The sequence below is a fragment of the Roseovarius confluentis genome, assembly GCF_002917925.1.
Taxonomy (GTDB): Bacteria; Pseudomonadota; Alphaproteobacteria; order Rhodobacterales; family Rhodobacteraceae; genus Roseovarius; species Roseovarius confluentis.
In genome coordinates this window covers 22,542-41,359 of record NZ_PPFE01000001.1, presented here as the reverse complement: position 1 = coordinate 41,359, position 18,818 = coordinate 22,542, and the positions used below count along the sequence as shown (strand labels likewise).

Here is an 18,818-nt window from a genome sequence, read left to right as displayed (position 1 = left end):
GACATGACGACCCGACTTAACCGCCGCGCCATCCTTGCGGGTGGCGCCGCCGCCCTGATGATCCCCGCCGTGGCCCGCGCGCAGTCGATGCAGATGCGCGTAGGTTTCGACGACCAGCAGGCGGTCTATCAGTTGTTCGACAACCCGACCACGCGCGACCTTGTCTCAATGCTGCCCGCCGAGCTGGAGATCCGGGACTTCTCGACCAACGAGAAGATCGTGCATCTGCCGCGTCGCCTCGACGAAGGTGGCTTCGAGACGTTCAGTGACGAGACGCCGGGGGATCTGTGCTACTTTCTCGGCTGGGGTAACCTCGCGCTGTTCCACGACGATTACACATTCCGCGATGACCTGATCCGGCTGGGCCATATCGAGGGCGAAGTGGCGCCCCTGCTGCACAAGGGCACCTTCCCCGTCCGCATCGAGATGATCTGATTAGGGCACAGGAACGCCCGTCATCTCCGCGAACCGGTTCAGCACTTCGTCCTGAAAGCTGGGGTCCTCGACCTTGGGATCGGGGCGCTGGCGGCGCATGTGGTGCCAGTAGCCGCCCGTCTCCTCCCCGGCACCGGTCGCCAGCCAGCACTGGGTGATATGCGCTTGATCCAATGGATCGCTGGCCGAGGCACCGCCCATCCGCGTCGGCACCCAGCCGGGATCGACCGTGTGGCAGATAGCATCGAGCCTGCGCGCAAAACCCGCCGACAGGGCCGTGACCAGCAGCTTGCTCTCGCCATAGGCGCTGCTCGCCGACCAGCGGCGGCGGGTCCAGTCCATGTCGTCCAGCGCCCCGTCGTGGCCCCGGTGCATCGAACTGCCGGTAAAGATCAGCCGCGCGGGGCGATCCGCCAGCAGGCTGAGAATATAGGGCGCCAGCGCGTTGACCATCAGCACCCGAAGCAGACCATCCGGCGTTTCCGCCCGCTCATCGTCAATGATCCCCGCATTGTGGAGGTTCGCGTCCATCGACCTGATGGCGTTCAGATCCTCGGCCAGCTGCCGGACCTCAGTCAGATCGCCCAGATCCCCTGTCAACACTTGGGCCCTGTCTGCCAGCGCCCCGAGACTTTCGGCGCGTTCGGCATTGCGTGCGTGGAGGATGACCTCGTGCCCCTCCTCGAGGAGGGACTTCGCGGCATTATGCCCGACCCCCGTCGTCGAACCGGTTACGAAAATGCGAGCCATATCGTGCCTTTCTGTCTGTCTTGCCGATTATCCACAAATCGGATGTAATCGCATTTGATCAATCGACCATCCTGAATGAAAGACAGACCGTGCCCCGCGAAAACCTCAACGACCTCCGGGCCTTTCTGGCCGTGGCGCAGGAAAGCAACTTCACCCGCGCTGCCGCCCGCCTCGGCGTGTCGCAATCGGCGCTGAGCCACACGATCCGCCAGCTGGAGGAACGGCTCGGCCTGCGCCTGCTGACCCGGACCATGCGCGCCGTCGCCACGACCGAGGCCGGGCAGCGCCTGCTTGACGGCATCAGCCACCATATCGGCCAGATCGATGCGCAGCTCGACGAGCTTGGTAGCTTGCGCGAAACACCTGCGGGCACGGTCCGACTCGTGTCCTCCGAGCTTGGCATCAGCCAGGTGCTCTGGCCCAAGTTGCAGCCTCTGCTACAGGCAAACCCGGACATCAAGGTCGAGATCACGCAGGACAACGGGTTCAACGACATCGTGGCCGAAGGCTTTGACGCGGGCGTGCGGCGGGGCGAGCACCTCGCCAAGGACATGATCTCGGCCCGGATCGGCGAACCCCTGCGCTACATCGTCGTGGCCGCGCCGCAGGTGTTCGAGGCGCACCCCAAGCCGACCCACCCGCGCGACCTGGCTGACCTGCCTTGCGTCAACTTCCTCCTGCAATCGGCCAAGCGCACCTTCCCCTGGGAATTCCGCGAGGACGGACATGATCTGCGGGTCCGGGTCGACGGGCCACTGGCGTTCAACAACATCTTTCTGGTTCTCGACGCGGCGCTCGCCGGTTTCGGCTGCGCCTACATGTCGGTGGATCTGGCCGACCCCCATCTGAAGGCGGGACGCCTGGTGCAGGTGCTGGATGACTACTGTCCGTTCTTCGATCCCTTCCACCTCTACTACCCCAACCGGCGCCAGCCTTCGCCAGCGTTCAGGGCCGTCCTGGAGGCGTTACGTCACAAGGGCTGAGCTGCGCAGAGGCGGCGCCGTGCTAAACAGGGGCACCGCTGTCATGCGAAGAGGCAAGCCATCGTCCTTGCTTCCGATGGCACTGTATGGCGGAATTGCGAAATCTCCGCAGAGTAAGTGAGCAGTTTCGGCTACGGGATCGCTTTCGCGCCTCTCATCGACGAAGTTGGGGTTCGGCCGACACGCTTGATTGAAAGCCAGCTTGCGCCGCCGACCCAATAATCGCCCGCTTGCACAGCGAACATCCGCTCCGCGCTCCGTGCCAAGGTGTGATGGCCGACGCGACAAGAAGGGCCATTCTGGGCTGACACCGGTCATCCGCTGCGCCAAGCGCGAAGGTCGGCTTTGGGCCGAGAGCAGACAAGCGCGACTGATTGGGTCAGGGTCTGCTACGCGGACTTTTCCGCCTTTCACCCTAGACAAGTCATCCACCGCTTTCGGCCCTCAGTAGTGCCTTGTCGAAAGAGAAGCGAGCGACCCGTTGACCGCCTTACTTGCCGTTCTGATCCTTTCTCAATCCCTCTCAACACCCTTGACCTCTTCGAAGACCAGTTCAGGCAAAACGACTTCCCAATTGGCGCGTTTCAGCAGATGGTGGAAGCGCTCATCTGCATCCTCTTTACTCCGATGTATAATGGCCGCGATCTCGCCGGCGACAAAACTCGTGCCAGATGGCGGTGCGAAGGCTTTTGACATCCGCCCGAGGGACCGCCCTCGAGCATCCTCGATCTGCCAGCGATCGCAGACAGTGGAGAGCCTGACCGGATCGCCGACCTGTGCTTCGGCGATCGCGTCATGAACGATGTGCCGATCACCTTGGCGTCCTGCGAATGACAGGTCGACCATCTTCATTTCAGGCGATTGAAAGAACCGGCGTGGGCCGGGGACTGTCGTCAAGTCGGGCACCACGTGTCGCGTGACCACGGCAGGCGACTCGGTGGGAAGGTATTCGTGATTGTCATTGCTCATGACGATCAAATTGCGCCGCGCGCGCGTCATGGCGACATAGAACAATCGCCTCGGCGCGTCCTGATCTTCTTTTCGCGAGGGCCGCTCCCAACCACCATCCATGATCACGACATCGTCGAATTCGAGACCCTTCGCGCGGTGAGCCGTCAACAATTTGAGGCCGCGCTGCACCCCCCAAGAATCCTTCGACCATTCAGCAAACCATTCCACCACATCAGGGGTCGGAAGCGCCTTGCCATCAACTTCTCGCGCAAGCTGGCCAAGGCCCTCGCCAATCCGGTCAGTCCAACAGCTTGCGGGTATCGCGTTCAGAATTTCGGTCAGGTCGCCCAAGCTGACCATGGCCCCCTGCCTGTCGCGCAGACTGCCGACAAATCTCTGCATCTCACGGGTGCGCCACACACTTGGCAAGTTCTCGTTCGCCATCTCGACTGGAATTCCATGCGCCTCAGCAAAGTCGCGGACCGGTAGAAGCTTGCGCCAATCACGAGAAATGATTGCCGCACCTTTCCAACTCCAATCCGGGATCAGTTTTGACAGTCGGACCATCTCGTTGACCGCAGCAAGGGCCTGAGCGTCATTCCCGGCTGGGCAGCCAAGAATTTGAACCCGCCCTTGCGCAACCGGGTCCAGGCTTTCCATGATCCCTCCGGCCGGGTCTTTCTGCCGCGATTGGTCGACGGTAATTCCGTGCCCCGTTTTCATTCGCTCGCGCGATCCTTCGATCACGGCGTTCGCCGCCGCGATGATGTTCTTCGACGAGCGGTAATTGTCGGTCAGAAAGACCGGCTTGGCGGAGTAATCCTGCTCGAATTGCCGGATGTGGCGCACTGAAGCACCTGCAAACGCATAGATGTTCTGGTCGTCATCGCCGACCGCGAAGAGGCTGATCCTTTGGTCCGGGTCGTCGATGCTGCGCCCGGCCACGGTGGCGATCAAAGCGTATTCCTCAGGGCCTACGTCCTGATATTCGTCGACGAGTATCCAGCGGAACCCCTGGATCAAGGTCTCTCGCAAGGCTTCGGCCTCGACCTTGTCCAGCCCGTCGCCGCGCAACAGACGCGCTGCATCGGTCAGAAGCGTATCGAAATCAGGCGCATCTGCCCCTGCTCGACCGGCAAAACTCGCCCCGACCAGGCGCATGGCCAGGGCATGGATCGTCAGAACCGTCACGAACCGCGCGTCGTCGCCAATCAGCCGCCGCAAGCGCTCCCGGATCTCGGCCGCCGCGTGGCGATTATAGGCAAGAACCAGAATGCCGTTGGGATCCTCGCGCCTGATCCGGACCAAGTAGGCGACACGATGGACCAACACACGCGTCTTGCCCGAGCCCGGACCCGCAAGCACCAGCACATTGGTCTGTTCGCGGTCGTCACGCACGATATGCTCTTGGATCTTGTTGCCCAGATCATCGACAATCTCCGCATAGGATTGGGGCGTGGCCTGCCGCCTGAACTCTGACATCCGCCCCGGCATCCAAGCCTTCATGAAGTCGGATTGATCCAGTGCGAAATAATCATGCGCGAGCCGCTGGGCCTGATCGATATCGTCGATGCCTTTGGTCGCGTAGGCCGCCATCACGTGAGTCTGGACGGTTTGTTCGCTGTAGTGGTCTTCGAGTGGCGCGAAATGCTGGGTCGTAAAACCGCCGCCTTCCGGATTGATGTGCAACGTCATGGCTGAGCGAAACACGGACAAGCCCTTACCCAGAGTCACCACCTGCTGTTCGTGCAGCCACAGAAGCGCACGGTCCATCAGCTTCGACGGATCATTGACGGACGCTCGCAAGAACGCATCGCTACTGATCGCCGCCAGAAGGTCACCAAGGGTGGTCTCAACAGGAACGTCCTTGCCGCGCAGGCCGGCCTGAACCTGGTCGATCAAATGAGACACCAACCGCTCCGCCGCCTGCCTCCGAAGCTGAGCGGACTGCTCGACGACCGCCCACGATCTTTGTAGGCGCACCAAGAGGCTGCCTTTAGAGGCTTTGCGCAGGCCAATATTGCCCCGCCCGCCATCCATGTCGCGGCCGTCTTGCGCCATGCCGCGGAGCAGTCCCTCGACGATGTCAGGCCGCACAGAGGCGTGGCCCCGCTCCCGCAGGGCTTGCGCAACTGAGGTCAGATGACAGGACAAAACCTCGTCGATTTCCGCGTCGGGCGCCTGCTCTCTCAAAATCGCGATCAGGTCGGCTTCCAGCCGGGATGCCGCATCGAAGCGTTTCGACGATGCATTCTCGACACGGACATGCACGAAGATGGTGATGTTCGTGTCGTCCTTTGCGATGCCGAGCGCCTCGAGGTCCACCAGAGCCTTTCGAACGCCCGACACCGTCAGCCCACTGACCCCGCATAACTCGTCCGTGGTGATGCCTTCTTCCTGCGGCGCGTTGATGATATGCTGCACGATAGCCGTCAGGTCCTCTCGCCGCCGCTCTGTGATCTCGGCAGATGCGAGGATTTCGCGAACCTCCTTCATGCTCTTGACCCGTAGCGACGCAGGAAACACCTGCACCCGATTTTCCTCGCGGTTCAGAAGGTGCGCTTCTTCCAGCCAGGCGACGGCCGTCTTCACCCGCGTATCATCAGTATTGCTGTCCCGCTGGAAATCCCGGTCTTTTTCTTCATGCACGATCTCACCCGGCGTGGCGACGATTTCACCGCCCTTTCCGGTTCGTGTGTCAAGCCGACGAAGTGCTTTCAGGATCGCGCCGATCTCGTGCCGCGCGAGTCGAGACCGCGCGCTGAGGCTGAACTGACGATCTACGTCTTCGGTATTGAACAGAAGTACGCAGTTTGCAGGCTCGCGGTCCCGTCCGGCGCGCCCGGCCTCTTGCAGGTAGTTTTCCAGCGACCCCGGCACGTCCCCGTGAACCACCAGACGAATGTCCGGCTTGTCGACCCCCATCCCAAAGGCGTTGGTGGCCGCGATTACGCGCAAATTGCCGACGCGGAAGTCCTCCTGGATCTCACGCTTGTCATCGGCGCTAAGGCCCGCATGATAACGTTCCGCCGCGATGCCGTGTTGTTTCAAGAACTCCGCCACGCGCTCGGTAGCGTTTCGGGTCGCACAATAGACGACCGCTCCTGACGCACCCTCACGCGGAAGTCGGGCCTCGATCGTGTCGAGGATATCGGTCATCTTGGTTGCCCGCTGCGTTGGCAGCACCTGGAAGCTCAGGTTCGACCGCGATGCGCCACCGTCGATCAACGCCAGCTCGGACCCCAACCGCTCTTTGAAATGACTGCGTATGTCCTGCACGACGTCCGGCTTTGCCGTTGCGGTCAAGCAAAGTACCGGAGCGGGTTCATCGCCTGAGCTCTCCTTGATGAACCGCGAAACATAGCGATAGTCGGGTCGGAAATCGTGCCCCCATTTCGATACGCAATGCGCCTCGTCCAGCACCCATAGCCCTACCTCGCGCTGTGCCAAAACGGACCGAACTGTTGTGCTGCGCAATTGTTCGGGCGAAATCAATAGGATCGCAGCGTCCCCAAGCCGTACCTTGTCGAGCGCATCCTGACGCTCGGGCAAAGACAATAGCCCGTTGATCGTAACCGCCGAGGAAATTCCGGCCCGTACCAAGCCCTGAACCTGGTCCGCCATCAGCGCCACAAGCGGCGATATGACGACGGTCAAGGCCCCGGTTTTGTCGAACCGAGACAGCGCGGGGATCTGATAGCAGATGGATTTGCCCGTGCCCGTCGGCAGGATGCCCAAAAGGTTGTCACCTTCCATGGCCGTCGCCACGATCTTTTCCTGAAGCGGGCGTCCGTCTTCGTCGACCGGGTCTGGACGGAAACTTGGGAAGCCGAACCAGCGCTCGAGCGCACGGGCAGGATCGTTATGCTCTACGCAATAGCCACATTGCGGATTACGACAATTCGTATCCCTCAGGGCTTTGACGAGACGTGCTGCGTCACGGAACTGCGCCCGCACCCAAGGCGGCATGACAGAATCCCCACCAGCGACCGAAATCCAGGCAAGGGCATATGCCATCGGCCAACCCAGCTCAGTGTCCGAGAGCCGCTCGAGCACAGCGTTCACCTGTGCGCCACAGGCCACGTCTTTTAGCAGCGTCTGAATGGCCTCATGCGCTTCCGCTTGCGTCGGGATGGACGCCCCGCGTACATCGCTGAACAACCGATCAAACCCGTCGCTACCGGGACCTCGGCAGCACAGCCAGTGATAGGCCATCATCGTTTCTGGCGACAACGTGTTCAGCGATACGAAGGCGTCGATCTGGTTGCGAAGAACCTCGAACACGAGCCGCGCGTCGAACTCAGGATCATTGACGTGACCACTTTGCAGCCGCCCATCGCGGTAGTGTTTCACCAGATTGTGGTAGGGATTGCGCGGGGATGCCAGTGGGTTGAGCCACAGCGTGTCAATCGGTCCCTCTGCGAGCTTTGAGAAGCGCGGCGAGACCGCCATGAGATGCGGCAGGTCATGGCGCAGAATATTGTGCCCAATGACATGAGCGAAACCCGCGCAAAACAGGTCGAGTTTTTCAAGCGCGACTTTCGGGTCACCTTTCCGATGAACGATTCCTCCTCCATCGCTCTCTGGCACGGCGGCAAAGGCGAATATCCGGGCTTCATTCGGATCGACCTCCAGATCAATTGACAAACAGCGCGACAGGATTTCGGATTGGCCTCGCGTCATTTGAATCTTGTCAATTACCGGCGGGTCAGCCTTTGGCATTTCGGGCTGGAATGGTCGGCTACGGCCAAGGGCTTTCGTTATGCCGCGGGAAATTATTTTTTTCATACTGGCAGGTTAGTGTTTAATCCCAAGGAGCGGGACCTTCGGAAGCCATTTGACCAAAGATATTCTCTCGATGCCATGCCAGATTTGCCGGATGGGGCCAGTTTCTCTTGTCTTTGGGCTTCCAGCGACAACCTAGCCGGACGTCCGGATTACCACGTCCTGGTAAAGTCGCTTGTTTGTGTTGTCCGTCATTCGGTTCCCGAACATGAAGGAATGGACAATCAGGTGGAGAGACTATTGGCGCGTGTCTTACCACTTCGAACCGGGTGAGACTGAATGAAGTTATCCTGTCTGACGTGGCTCGGCGAACCCGCAAGAAATTAGCTTATCGAAGCATAACCTGAACTGCCGCTGATCGCGATTCTTCGGGTTATCGCCCGGTGAGGCGTGACGGCTAATTTTTGAGCGTTAAATTTATTAAGCCTTTATAGGCATTTGAGAGAGTCATTGCGCGATTTCATGAAAATTCCGCACACAAAGGTTGAATACGCTTCAGTTGAAAAGGTACGCAATGGGACATTAAAGGCCGGCGAAAACTTCTATAAACGAAATTTTCCGGCTGGGCGGCGAGGTCCAAACCGATCCGACCGCCAGTGATCACAGGGATCTGCCCACGCAACGACGTGCGGACTGAACAACGACAACCCTGACGGTACCGCCTCTGTGTTCCGCACCGCGGAATCCGGAAGCCCGGTTGCGGCCAAGTGCGGGCTGCCGTCACCAGATAACGGAGAGAGACATGACCAGCGATGTCGCCGGCAACGCCGAACTGACGATGACCAAGCAGACCTACAGCAAGGATCCGCTGGCAGACCGCGAGACGGGACATTATCGCAAGGAATACGTCACCAGCTTCGTCGACAAATGGGACGAGTTGATCGACTGGGACGGTCGCGCCCAGAGCGAGGGTCAGTTCTTCATCGACATCCTGAAGGCGCGCGGCAAGGAACGCGTGCTGGACGTGGCCTGCGGGACCGGCTTTCACTCGGTGCGCCTGACCGAAGCGGGTTTCGACGTCACCGCTGCCGACGGCAACGCGGCCATGGTCGCCAAGGCGTTCGAGAACGGCCAGAGCCGCGGCCTGATCCTGAAGACGGCCCAGGCGGACTGGCGCTGGCTGAACCGGGATATTCACGGCAAGTACGATGCGATCATCTGCCTGGGCAACTCTTTCACCCACCTTCACGAAGAGCAGGACCGCCGCCGCGCCCTGGCCGAGTTCTACGCCGCGCTCACGCATGACGGCGTGCTGATCCTCGACCAGCGGAACTATGATGCCATGCTCGACCACGGCTTTTCGAGCAAGCACAAGTTCTATTATTGCGGCGACGATGTCACCGCCGAGCCGGACCATATCGACGACGGGCTTTGCCGGATGCGCTACAGCTTCCCCGACGGGTCGTCCTACACGCTGAACATGGCCCCGATCCGCAAGGATTACATGCGCCGCCTGTTCCGCGAGGCCGGGTTCGAGCGCGTGCGCACCTATGGCGATTTCCAGGATACGTATGCCGAGGAGGAGCCCGACTTTTTCATCCACGTCGCCGAGAAATCGGCCGAGCACGTGGCCCGCTGGGGCGGTAACGGCGCCGATGGAAACGCGGATATCCGCGATGTCGCGGAAACCTACTATGACAGCGACGATGCCGATACGTTCTACTCCACCATCTGGGGGGGCGAGGACCTCCATATCGGGCGCTACGCGACCACCAAGAACATCCGCGAAGCCAGCGACCTGACGATCGAAAGCATGATCGAGGCGCTGCCCGACCTGAAAGCCGGATCCCGGGTTCTGGACCTTGGTGCGGGCTATGGCGGCGCGATGCGCACCGTCGTGAAGAAGACCGGCTGCGAGGCTGTCTGCCTTAACATCTCCGAGACGCAGAACGAGTATAACCTTGGCAAGGTTCGCGCCGCGCGGCTGGCCGACAAGATCAGCATTCGCCACGGCGTATTCGAGGACGTGCCAGAGGCCGACGAGAGCGTCGACGTGGTTTGGAGCCAGGACGCCTTCCTGCATTCCGACCAGCGCGACCAGATCCTGGCCGAGGCGTTCCGCGTGCTGAAGCCGGGCGGGCACCTGATATTCACCGACCCGATGCAGGCGGATGACGTGCCCCAGGGCGTGTTGCAACCCGTCTATGACCGGCTGCAACTCAACAGCCTCGGGTCGCCGGGGTTCTACCGCCAGACAGCCGAGGGGCTCGGCTTCGAGACCGTACAGCAGGAGGATGCGGTCGGAGATCTGCGGGCGCACTATGCCCGGGTCCGCGAAGAGCTTCTGGCGCATTACGACGAATTGCGCGAAAAGGGCTGCTCGGCCGAGTATCTCGACAAGATGGCGGTTGGCCTGCAGAACTGGGTGAAGGCCGCAGATGACGGCCACCTCGCCTGGGGCATCCAGCATTTCCGCAAGCCCGTAAAACACTGAAGTCCACGACGGGGGCGCCGTGGCGCGCCCCCGCCCTTTCGCTCCCGACCACCGAGATGGAGACACGCACATGACAGGTACGTCCGACACGCCGTCGATTTCATTCGAGCTTTTTCCGCCCAAGTCGGAGGCCGGTGTGACCCGACTGCGCGATACCGTGGCGCAACTGAGTGCGGCCGACCCGGAGTATTTTTCGGTCACCTACGGCGCCGGAGGCACCACGAGGGACCGCACCGCGCGCATCGTCGAGATGGTGGGTAACCGCACGGGGCTGCCGGTGGCGCACCACTTCACCTGCGTCGGCGCCAGCCGGGCCGAGATCGACGCCCAGGCCGAGGCGTTCTGGGAGACCGGCATGCACAGTATCGTCGCGCTGCGCGGGGACCTGCCGGAGGGCCAAAGCCTGCCCGAGGATGGCTATAACGATGCCGCGGAACTGGTGGCGGCACTGCGCCGCAAAGGCGAGTTCGACATTTCGGTCGCCGCCTACCCAGAGGTGCACCCCGAGGCCCGCGATGCCGCTGCCGACATGGACCACCTCAAGCGCAAGATCGATAACGGCGCGGCGCGAGCGATCACGCAATATGCTTTCGACACCGACACCGTGCTGCGGTTCGTCGATCGCGCGCGGGCCGCGGGCATCGACGCGCCGATCGTTGCCGGGATCATGCCGGTTGCCAATTTCGAGGGGCTGAAGCGGTTTTCCGCAGGCTGTGGCGCCTCGGTGCCCGACTGGATGGGCCAGATGTTCGACGGGCTGGACGAAGCCCCTGAAACCCGCGCGATGGTGGCGACGGGCGTTGCCGCCGAGCAATGCCGCCGCCTGATGGAAGCCGGGATCACCGACTTTCACTTCTATACGCTCAACCAGCCGAAAGTCACGCTGGCTGTCTGCAGGACATTGGGGCTGACACCAAGTATTGTGGCCGAGAACGCCGCTTGAAGGATTGAAGAACGCATGACCAATACCAACGACATAGCCGCCGCCAACGCCGACCGCATCCTGGTGCTGGACGGGGCGATGGGCACGATGATCCAACAGGAAAAGCCCGACGAGGCCGCCTATCGCGGTGCGCGGTTCAAGGATCATCCCAGTGATGTGGGCGGCAACAACGAGCTGTTGACCCTGACCCAGCCCGACATGATTCGCAAAATCCACGAGGATTTCCTGCATGCGGGCGCCGACATCCTGTGCACCAACACCTTCGGCGCGAACGCGATCAGCCAGGCCGATTACGACATGACCGACCTGGTGGTCGAGATGAACACCGAAGCCGTCCGCCTTGCGCGGGAGGCCGCAGACGCGGTCGCCACGCCAGACCGGCCGCGCTGGGTTGCGGGAGGCATCGGCCCGACCAACCAGACGGCCAGCATCAGCCCGGACGTGAACGACCCCGGCTTCCGGGCGGTGACGTTCGACGACCTGGCCCGCGCCTATGGCGAGGCGGCGCGCGCGCTGATCGAGGCGGGCGCCGACCTGCTGCTTATCGAGACGATCTTTGACACGCTGAACGCCAAGGCCGCGCTTTTCGCCATCGACAGCCTGTCGGACGAGGGCCTGACCATTCCGCCGCTGATGATCTCGGGCACCATCACCGACCGTTCGGGGCGCACCCTGACCGGCCAGACGCCCGAGGCGTTCTGGGTGTCGATGAGCCACGCGCGGCCCTATTCCATCGGGCTGAACTGCGCGCTGGGCGCGGGCGAGATGCGCCAGCACGTGCGCACCCTGTCCGAGGTGGCCGATACACGGGTCAGCGCCTATCCCAACGCCGGCCTGCCCAACGAGATGGGCGGCTATGACGAAACGCCCGAGGAAACCGCCGAGCATCTTGAAGAGTGGGCGTCGTCGGGGCTGGTCAACATCGTGGGCGGCTGTTGCGGCACCACGCCCGAGCATATCCGCGCCATCGCGGAGGCGGTCGCGGGCAAGGCCCCGCGCAAGATCCCGCAGAAGGTCAAGCGCATGCGGCTGAGCGGCCTGGAGATGTTCGAGACACAAGGCGCGAACGTTAAGGAGGGCGCAGCATGAGCACCGGAGTTGCCAGTTTCATCAATATCGGCGAGCGGACCAACGTCACCGGCTCGGCCAAATTCAAGAACCTGATCATGGACGACGACTATGCCACCGCGCTCGACGTGGCCCGGCAGCAGGTCGAGAACGGCGCGCAGATCATCGACGTGAACATGGACGAAGGGTTGCTCGATTCAGAGCAGGCGATGAAGACCTTCCTGAACCTGATCGCGTCGGAGCCGGACATCAGCCGCGTGCCGGTGATGATCGACAGTTCCAAGTTCGAGGTGATCGAGGCCGGGCTGAAATGCGTGCAGGGCCGCGCCGTGGTCAATTCGATCTCGCTCAAGGAGGGCGAGGAGGCGTTCCTGGAACAGGCCCGCACCGTGCGGCGCTATGGTGCCGCCGTGGTCGTAATGGCGTTCGACGAGAACGGTCAGGCTGAAACCGCGAAGCACAAGTTCGACATCTGCAAGCGGTCCTACGATCTGCTGGTCGAGAAAGCCGGGTTCGAGCCGTGGGACATCATCTTCGACCCCAACATCTTTGCCGTGGCGACGGGGATCGAAGAGCATAACGACTATGCCAACGCCTTTTTCGAGGCGACCCGCCTGATCAAGGAGGCGATGCCGGACGTGCATGTCTCGGGCGGCCTGTCGAACGTGTCCTTCAGCTTTCGCGGCAACAACGCGGTGCGCGAGGCGATGCACTCGGCGTTCCTCTACCACGCGATCCCGCTGGGGCTGGACATGGCGATCGTCAATGCCGGGCAGATCACGGTCTATGACGACATCCCCGAAGAGCTGCGAGAGCATGTCGAGGACGTGCTTCTGAACCGCCGCGACGATGCCACCGAGCGCCTGCTGGAGATTGCCGACAAGTACAAGGGCACCGGTGAAGCCTCCAAAAAGGAAGACCCCAAGTGGCGCGAACTGCCGGTCGAGAAACGGCTGGAACACGCGTTGGTCCACGGCATCACCGACTATGTCGTCGACGATACCGAGGAATGCCGCCAGCGCGCCGAAAAGCCGCTCGATGTGATCGAGGGGCCGCTGATGGACGGCATGAACGTGGTGGGCGACCTCTTCGGGGCGGGCAAGATGTTCCTGCCGCAGGTGGTGAAATCCGCCCGCGTGATGAAGGCCGCCGTGGCGCACCTGCTGCCCTTCATGGAAGAGGAAAAACGCCTGTCGGGCGACACCTCGGCCAAGGGCAAGGTGATCATGGCGACGGTCAAGGGCGACGTGCACGATATCGGCAAGAACATCGTCGGCGTCGTGCTGCAGTGCAACAACTACGACGTGGTCGATCTTGGCGTGATGGTGCCGGCCGAGGATATTCTCGCGGCGGCGAAGAAGGAAAAGGCCGATATCATCGGGCTGTCCGGTCTGATCACCCCGTCGCTTGACCGGATGGTCGACGTGGCCGCCGAGATGAAACGGCAGGAGTTCGACCTCCCGCTGCTGATCGGCGGGGCGACCACCTCGAAAAAGCATACCGCGCTGAAGATCGCGCCGGAGTATGAGTATGGCGTGATCCATGTCGATGACGCGTCCAAAGCCGTCGGCGTGGTCTCGAGACTGCTGTCCAAGACAGCGCGGCCGGACTTTCTGGCCGATGTCGTCTCCGAGCAGGACAAGCTGCGCGACGGGATGAAAGGCGCCGGCGACCGGCCGACCGCTGCGCTGGCCGAGGCGCGTAAATCCAGATTCGACGGCGGCTGGGAGAGCTACACGCCACCTGCCCCGCAGACGCCGGGCCTGACGGTCATCGACGACATGAACATCGCCAAGCTGCGGGAGTTCATCGACTGGACGCCGTTCTTCAACACCTGGGAGATGAAAGGCAAGTTCCCGAACATCTTCGACGATCCCGACAAGGGGCCCGCCGCGCGCGAACTGTACGACAACGCGCAGAAGATGCTGGACCGGATCGAGACCGAAGACTGGTTCAGTCCGCGCGGCGTGGTTGGCCTCTGGCCAGCAAATGCGCAGGGCGACGATATCGTCGTATGGGCGGACGAGGACCGCAAGACCGTGCGCGCCCGCATGCCGCAGCTGCGCCAGCAGCGCAGCAAATCGAACGGCCGGCCGCAGATGTGCCTTGCCGACTTCGTGGCGCCCGAGGGCACCGAGGACTGGGTGGGCGGCTTTACCGTGACCGCCGGGCGCGAGGTGCACGACATCGCCGACCGGCTGAAGGCCGAAGGCAACGATTACGACGCCATCATGGTGCAGGCGCTGGGCGACCGGATCGCCGAAGCCTTTGCCGAGGCATTGCACGCCCGCGTGCGGCGGAGCCTGTGGGGCTATGCCGCCGATGAAACGCTGGATAACGAGGCTCTGATCCGCGAGCAATATCGCGGCATCCGCCCTGCCCCGGGCTATCCGGCCAACCCGGACCACACCGAGAAGCGCACGCTGTTCGACCTTCTGGATGCGCCCGAGCATACCGGCGTCACCTTGACCGAAAGCTGCGCGATGTGGCCCGCCTCGGCGGTTTCGGGGCTCTATTTCGCCCACCCTGACTCGGCCTATTTCGGCATTGGCCGCATCGGCCCCGACCAGGTGGCCGACTACGCCGAGCGCAAGAGCATGAAGATTGCCGAGGTGGAGGCGTGGCTGCAACCCAGCCTGTCCTACACGCCCGACAAGTCATCGGCCGATCGAAAGATCGCCTGACCCCTGCAAAAATCCAATTTTTGCCAAAAGCGACCCAACCCCACGACAGTGGAGAAAGGAACGATTATGAGCGACAAGTCATGGCTATTCACCAGTGAATCGGTGTCCGAGGGGCACCCCGATAAGGTCTGCGACCGGATTTCGGACGCGGTACTGGATGCCTACCTCGCCGCAGATCCGCAATCGCGCGTGGCCTGCGAGACGCTGGCCACCACCGATCACGTCACCATCGCCGGCGAAGTGCGCGGCCCGGAAAGCGTGCTGAAGGAGGTCGAGCAGATCGCCCGAGATGCAATCCGCGACATCGGTTACGAACAGCATGGCTTTTCCTGGAAGGATGCAGAGATCGTCTGCCGCCTGCACGCCCAATCGGCCGATATCGCGATGGGCGTCGACGAGGGCGAAAAAGGCGAGGAAGGTGCCGGCGACCAGGGCATCATGTTCGGCTATGCCTGCAACGAGACCGAGGAGCTGATGCCGGCGCCGATCCAGTTCGCCCACAAGATCCTGCGCACGATGGCCGAGGACCGGAAATCCGGCAAGCAGCCGAATTTCGGGCCGGATGCCAAAAGCCAAGTGACGTTGAAATACCAGAACGGCAAACCGGTCGGCCTCGACACCGTGGTCGTCTCGACCCAACATGCCGAAGGACTGAGCCAGGACGACGTGCGCGCGCTGGTCGAGCCCTACATCACCGATTGCTTCAAGACCGAGGGCTGGAGCCTGCCGTCGCAGGACAAGATCATCGTCAACCCGACCGGCAATTTCGTCATCGGCGGCCCGGACGGTGATGCGGGCCTCACCGGCCGAAAGATCATCGTCGACACCTATGGCGGCGCGGCCCCGCATGGCGGCGGCGCGTTTTCTGGCAAGGACCCGACCAAGGTGGACCGCTCGGCGGCCTATATCTCGCGCTACATGGCCAAGAACGTGGTCGCCGCCGGGCTGGCCGACAAGTGCCAGATCCAGCTGGCCTATGCCATCGGCGTGCCCGAGCCGGTCGCCCTCTATGTCGACACGCTGGGCACGGGCCGGGTCGACGAGACCAAGTTGGCCAGCACCCTGCGCGAGATGGTCCGACTGACCCCGCGCGGCATCCGCGAGCATCTGGGCCTTCTGAAGCCGGTGTATGCACGCACCGCTGCCTATGGCCATTTCGGGCGCGTGCCGGACGATGACGGCGGCTTCAGCTGGGAACGCACGGATCTGGCCAGCGAACTGGCCCGCACCTTCGGCGTATCCGCCGCAGCAGAATGATCCGAAACATCAGAACGAAAAAAGGAGACGCGACATGAACAAGCCAGAGAGAGTCAGTCCCGCGGACAGCGCGATCCGTGACATCGCTCTTGCCGGTTTCGGCCGCAAGGAGCTGGACATCGCCGAGACCGAGATGCCGGGCCTTATGGCCCTGCGCGAGGAATACGGGTCTGAAAAGCCGCTCAAGGGCGCGCGCATCGCGGGGTCGTTGCACATGACGATCCAGACCGCCTGCCTGATCGAAACGCTGGTGGCGCTGGGCGCGGAGGTCCGCTGGGCCTCGTGCAACATCTTTTCCACCCAGGACCACGCCGCAGCCGTGATCGCCGAGGGCGGCACGCCGGTCTTCGCGGTCAAGGGCGAGACGCTGGAAGAATACTGGGATTATTGCGACCGCATCTTCCAGTTCGAGGACGGCGGCGCCAACATGATCCTGGACGATGGTGGCGACGCCACGCTCTATATCCTGATCGGCGCGCGGGTCGAGGCCGGTGAAACCGAGCTGATCGAGACGCCGACCTCCGAAGAGGAAGAGTGCCTGTTCGCCCAGATCAAGAAGCGCATGGCCGAAAGCCCCGGCTGGTTCACCAAGCAGCGCGAGATGATCAAGGGCGTCAGCGAGGAGACAACGACCGGCGTGCATCGCCTTTACAAGATGATGCAGGAAGGTCAGCTGCCGTTCCCCGCGATCAACGTGAATGACAGTGTCACCAAGTCCAAGTTCGACAACAAGTACGGCTGCAAGGAAAGCCTTGTCGACGGTATCCGCCGCGCCACCGACACGATGATGGCCGGCAAGGTCGCCGTGGTCATGGGCTATGGCGACGTCGGCAAAGGCTCGGCCGCCTCGCTCAAGGGTGCAGGCGCCCGGGTGTTGGTCACGGAAGTCGATCCGATCTGCGCGCTTCAAGCGGCCATGGATGGCTTCGAGGTGACGACCCTGGAAGACGTGGTGAATACCGCCGACATCTTCGTCACCACGACCGGCAACAAGGACGTGATCCGCATCGAGCACATGCGCGAGATGAAGGACATGGCGATCGTCGGCAATATCGGTCACTTCGACAACGAGATTCAGGTCGCCAGCCTGAAGAACCACAAGTGGACCAACATCAAGGAACAGGTCGACATGATCGAGATGCCCTCGGGCAACCGCATCATCCTGCTCAGCGAAGGGCGCTTGCTGAACCTCGGCAACGCCACCGGCCACCCATCCTTCGTGATGTCAGCCAGCTTTACCAACCAGGTTCTGGCGCAGATCGAGCTGTGGAAGAACGGCGGCGAATACCAGAACGAGGTCTATATCCTGCCCAAGCACCTGGACGAAAAGGTCGCGCGCCTGCACCTGGACCGCATCGGCGTGAAGCTGACGGAACTGGCGAAAGACCAGGCGGATTATATCGGTGTCTCGCCGGATGGCCCGTACAAGCCCGAGCATTACCGGTATTGAGGAGCCAGACATGACCGAACGAACTCCGCATATCGTGGGTTTGGGCAACGCGCTGGTCGATGTCGTCGCCGCGGTCGAGCCCGATGTCGTCACGCGGCACGGGCTGACCCCGGGAGGCATGCACCTGGTGGATGCCGACGCGGCCCACGCCCTGTTCGAGGATGTCGGCCCCGGTATCCGCCAGTCCGGCGGATCGGTGGCCAACTCCATCGCTCACCTGGCCGACACGCCTGTCCGGGGAACCTACCTGGGCAAGGTGGCCAACGATGATCTCGGCGACGCTTTCTGCGAGGAAATGTCGGGCATGGGGCTGGCCGCACCGGTTGCCGTCGCACAGAACGGCGATCATGGGACCGGCCGCTGCGTCGTGCTGGTCACGCCGGACGGCGAGCGCACCATGAGCACCTACCTGGGGGCGGCGACCACGTTGATGCCTCCGGAGGCGCTCGCGGCCCTTCCCGAAGAGTTCGATATCCTGTTTATCGAAGGCTACATATGGGACGCCCCGCATGGCGCGGCGGTGATCGAACGCCTGGCCGAAGCGGCGCAGGCCGCCGGGGCGAAGGTGGCGCTGACACCTTCGGATGCCGGCTGCGTCGAGCGCAACATAGACGTCATGCGCAACTTCGTCTCGCGTCATGTCGACATCCTTGTCGGCAACGAGGCCGAGGTGGCCGCGCTTGCGGGACGCGAAGGCGCGGACGCCGCCCTTGGCTGGGCAATGACGCGGGTTTCGGTCGCGGCAGTGACCGAGCACGACAAGGGCTCCATTGTCGCCGATGCCGAGGGGCGCCACCACATCCCGGCTGTCGACGTGCCGGAAGTCGTCGACAGCACCGGCGCGGGGGATGCCTACGCGAGCGGTTTCCTGGCGGCACTGGCCCGCGGCTTGCCGGTACAAGAAGCTGGCAAGCTCGGTGCGGAAAACGCGGCCCGGGTGCTGGTCCACTACGGTGCGCGGGACGGTGACGCAGCCAAGGCGATCGCCTTGCCGGCGGCCTGACTACAACAGCAAGCAGCGGTTTGCCGGTCTTGGGTGCCACGAACGCTCATGGTTCCACCGGCCAGCATTGACGAA

The 18,818-nt window shown here is 62.5% G+C and carries 11 protein-coding genes; 9 read left to right on the top strand and 2 right to left on the bottom strand.

The window, feature by feature from the left end:
- Positions 1-3: 3 nt before the first annotated feature.
- Entirely contained in the window at positions 4-435 is a 432-nt protein-coding gene (locus C2I35_RS00185) for a cyclophilin-like fold protein (RefSeq protein WP_103761031.1), read from the top strand.
- Here the strand turns inward: C2I35_RS00185 and C2I35_RS00180 are convergent, their stop codons facing one another.
- The gene (locus C2I35_RS00180; protein ID WP_103761030.1) at positions 436-1,185 is read right to left on the bottom strand and encodes an SDR family NAD(P)-dependent oxidoreductase; all 750 of its coding nucleotides are present in this window, start codon (positions 1,183-1,185) and stop codon (positions 436-438) included.
- Positions 1,186-1,274: 89 nt separating this feature from the next.
- Here C2I35_RS00180 and C2I35_RS00175 point away from each other — a divergent pair, with 89 nt between their 5' ends.
- Entirely contained in the window at positions 1,275-2,168 is an 894-nt protein-coding gene (locus C2I35_RS00175) for a LysR family transcriptional regulator (RefSeq protein ID WP_103761829.1), read from the top strand.
- A 513-nt stretch (positions 2,169-2,681) separates the two neighbouring features.
- On the opposite strand, the gene C2I35_RS00170 is transcribed toward C2I35_RS00175, so the two are convergent.
- The gene (locus C2I35_RS00170; RefSeq protein ID WP_103761029.1) at positions 2,682-7,802 is read right to left on the bottom strand and encodes a RecQ family ATP-dependent DNA helicase; all 5,121 of its coding nucleotides are present in this window, start codon (positions 7,800-7,802) and stop codon (positions 2,682-2,684) included.
- 844 nt (positions 7,803-8,646) lie between these two features.
- Here C2I35_RS00170 and C2I35_RS00160 point away from each other — a divergent pair.
- The 7 genes from C2I35_RS00160 to C2I35_RS00130 all read left to right on the top strand — a co-directional run bounded on the left by C2I35_RS00160 (position 8,647) and on the right by C2I35_RS00130 (position 18,743).
- Positions 8,647-10,338 (top strand): glycine/sarcosine N-methyltransferase, encoded by a 1,692-nt coding sequence (locus C2I35_RS00160; protein ID WP_103761027.1) that lies wholly within the window; start codon positions 8,647-8,649, stop codon positions 10,336-10,338.
- A 70-nt stretch (positions 10,339-10,408) separates the two neighbouring features.
- A complete protein-coding gene (gene metF / locus C2I35_RS00155) occupies positions 10,409-11,281 on the top strand; it encodes a methylenetetrahydrofolate reductase [NAD(P)H] (RefSeq protein WP_103761026.1) in 873 nt (290 codons plus the stop codon).
- Between the two features lie 15 nt (positions 11,282-11,296).
- Positions 11,297-12,370: a homocysteine S-methyltransferase family protein gene (locus tag C2I35_RS22710; protein WP_103761025.1), complete on the top strand. Its 1,074-nt coding sequence runs from the start codon at positions 11,297-11,299 to the stop codon at positions 12,368-12,370.
- Complete coding sequence (metH, locus tag C2I35_RS00145; RefSeq protein WP_103761024.1) at positions 12,367-15,033, top strand: methionine synthase; 2,667 nt, start codon at positions 12,367-12,369, stop codon at positions 15,031-15,033. Before C2I35_RS22710 ends, metH begins: the two co-directional genes overlap by 4 nt.
- Before the next feature lie 66 nt (positions 15,034-15,099).
- Complete coding sequence (metK, locus tag C2I35_RS00140) at positions 15,100-16,290, top strand: methionine adenosyltransferase (RefSeq protein ID WP_103761828.1); 1,191 nt, start codon at positions 15,100-15,102, stop codon at positions 16,288-16,290.
- A 34-nt stretch (positions 16,291-16,324) separates the two neighbouring features.
- A complete protein-coding gene (gene ahcY, locus C2I35_RS00135; RefSeq protein WP_103761023.1) occupies positions 16,325-17,740 on the top strand; it encodes an adenosylhomocysteinase in 1,416 nt (471 codons plus the stop codon).
- Between the two features lie 10 nt (positions 17,741-17,750).
- Positions 17,751-18,743 (top strand): adenosine kinase, encoded by a 993-nt coding sequence (locus C2I35_RS00130; RefSeq protein ID WP_170067080.1) that lies wholly within the window; start codon positions 17,751-17,753, stop codon positions 18,741-18,743.
- The last annotated feature ends 75 nt before the right edge of the window (positions 18,744-18,818 follow it).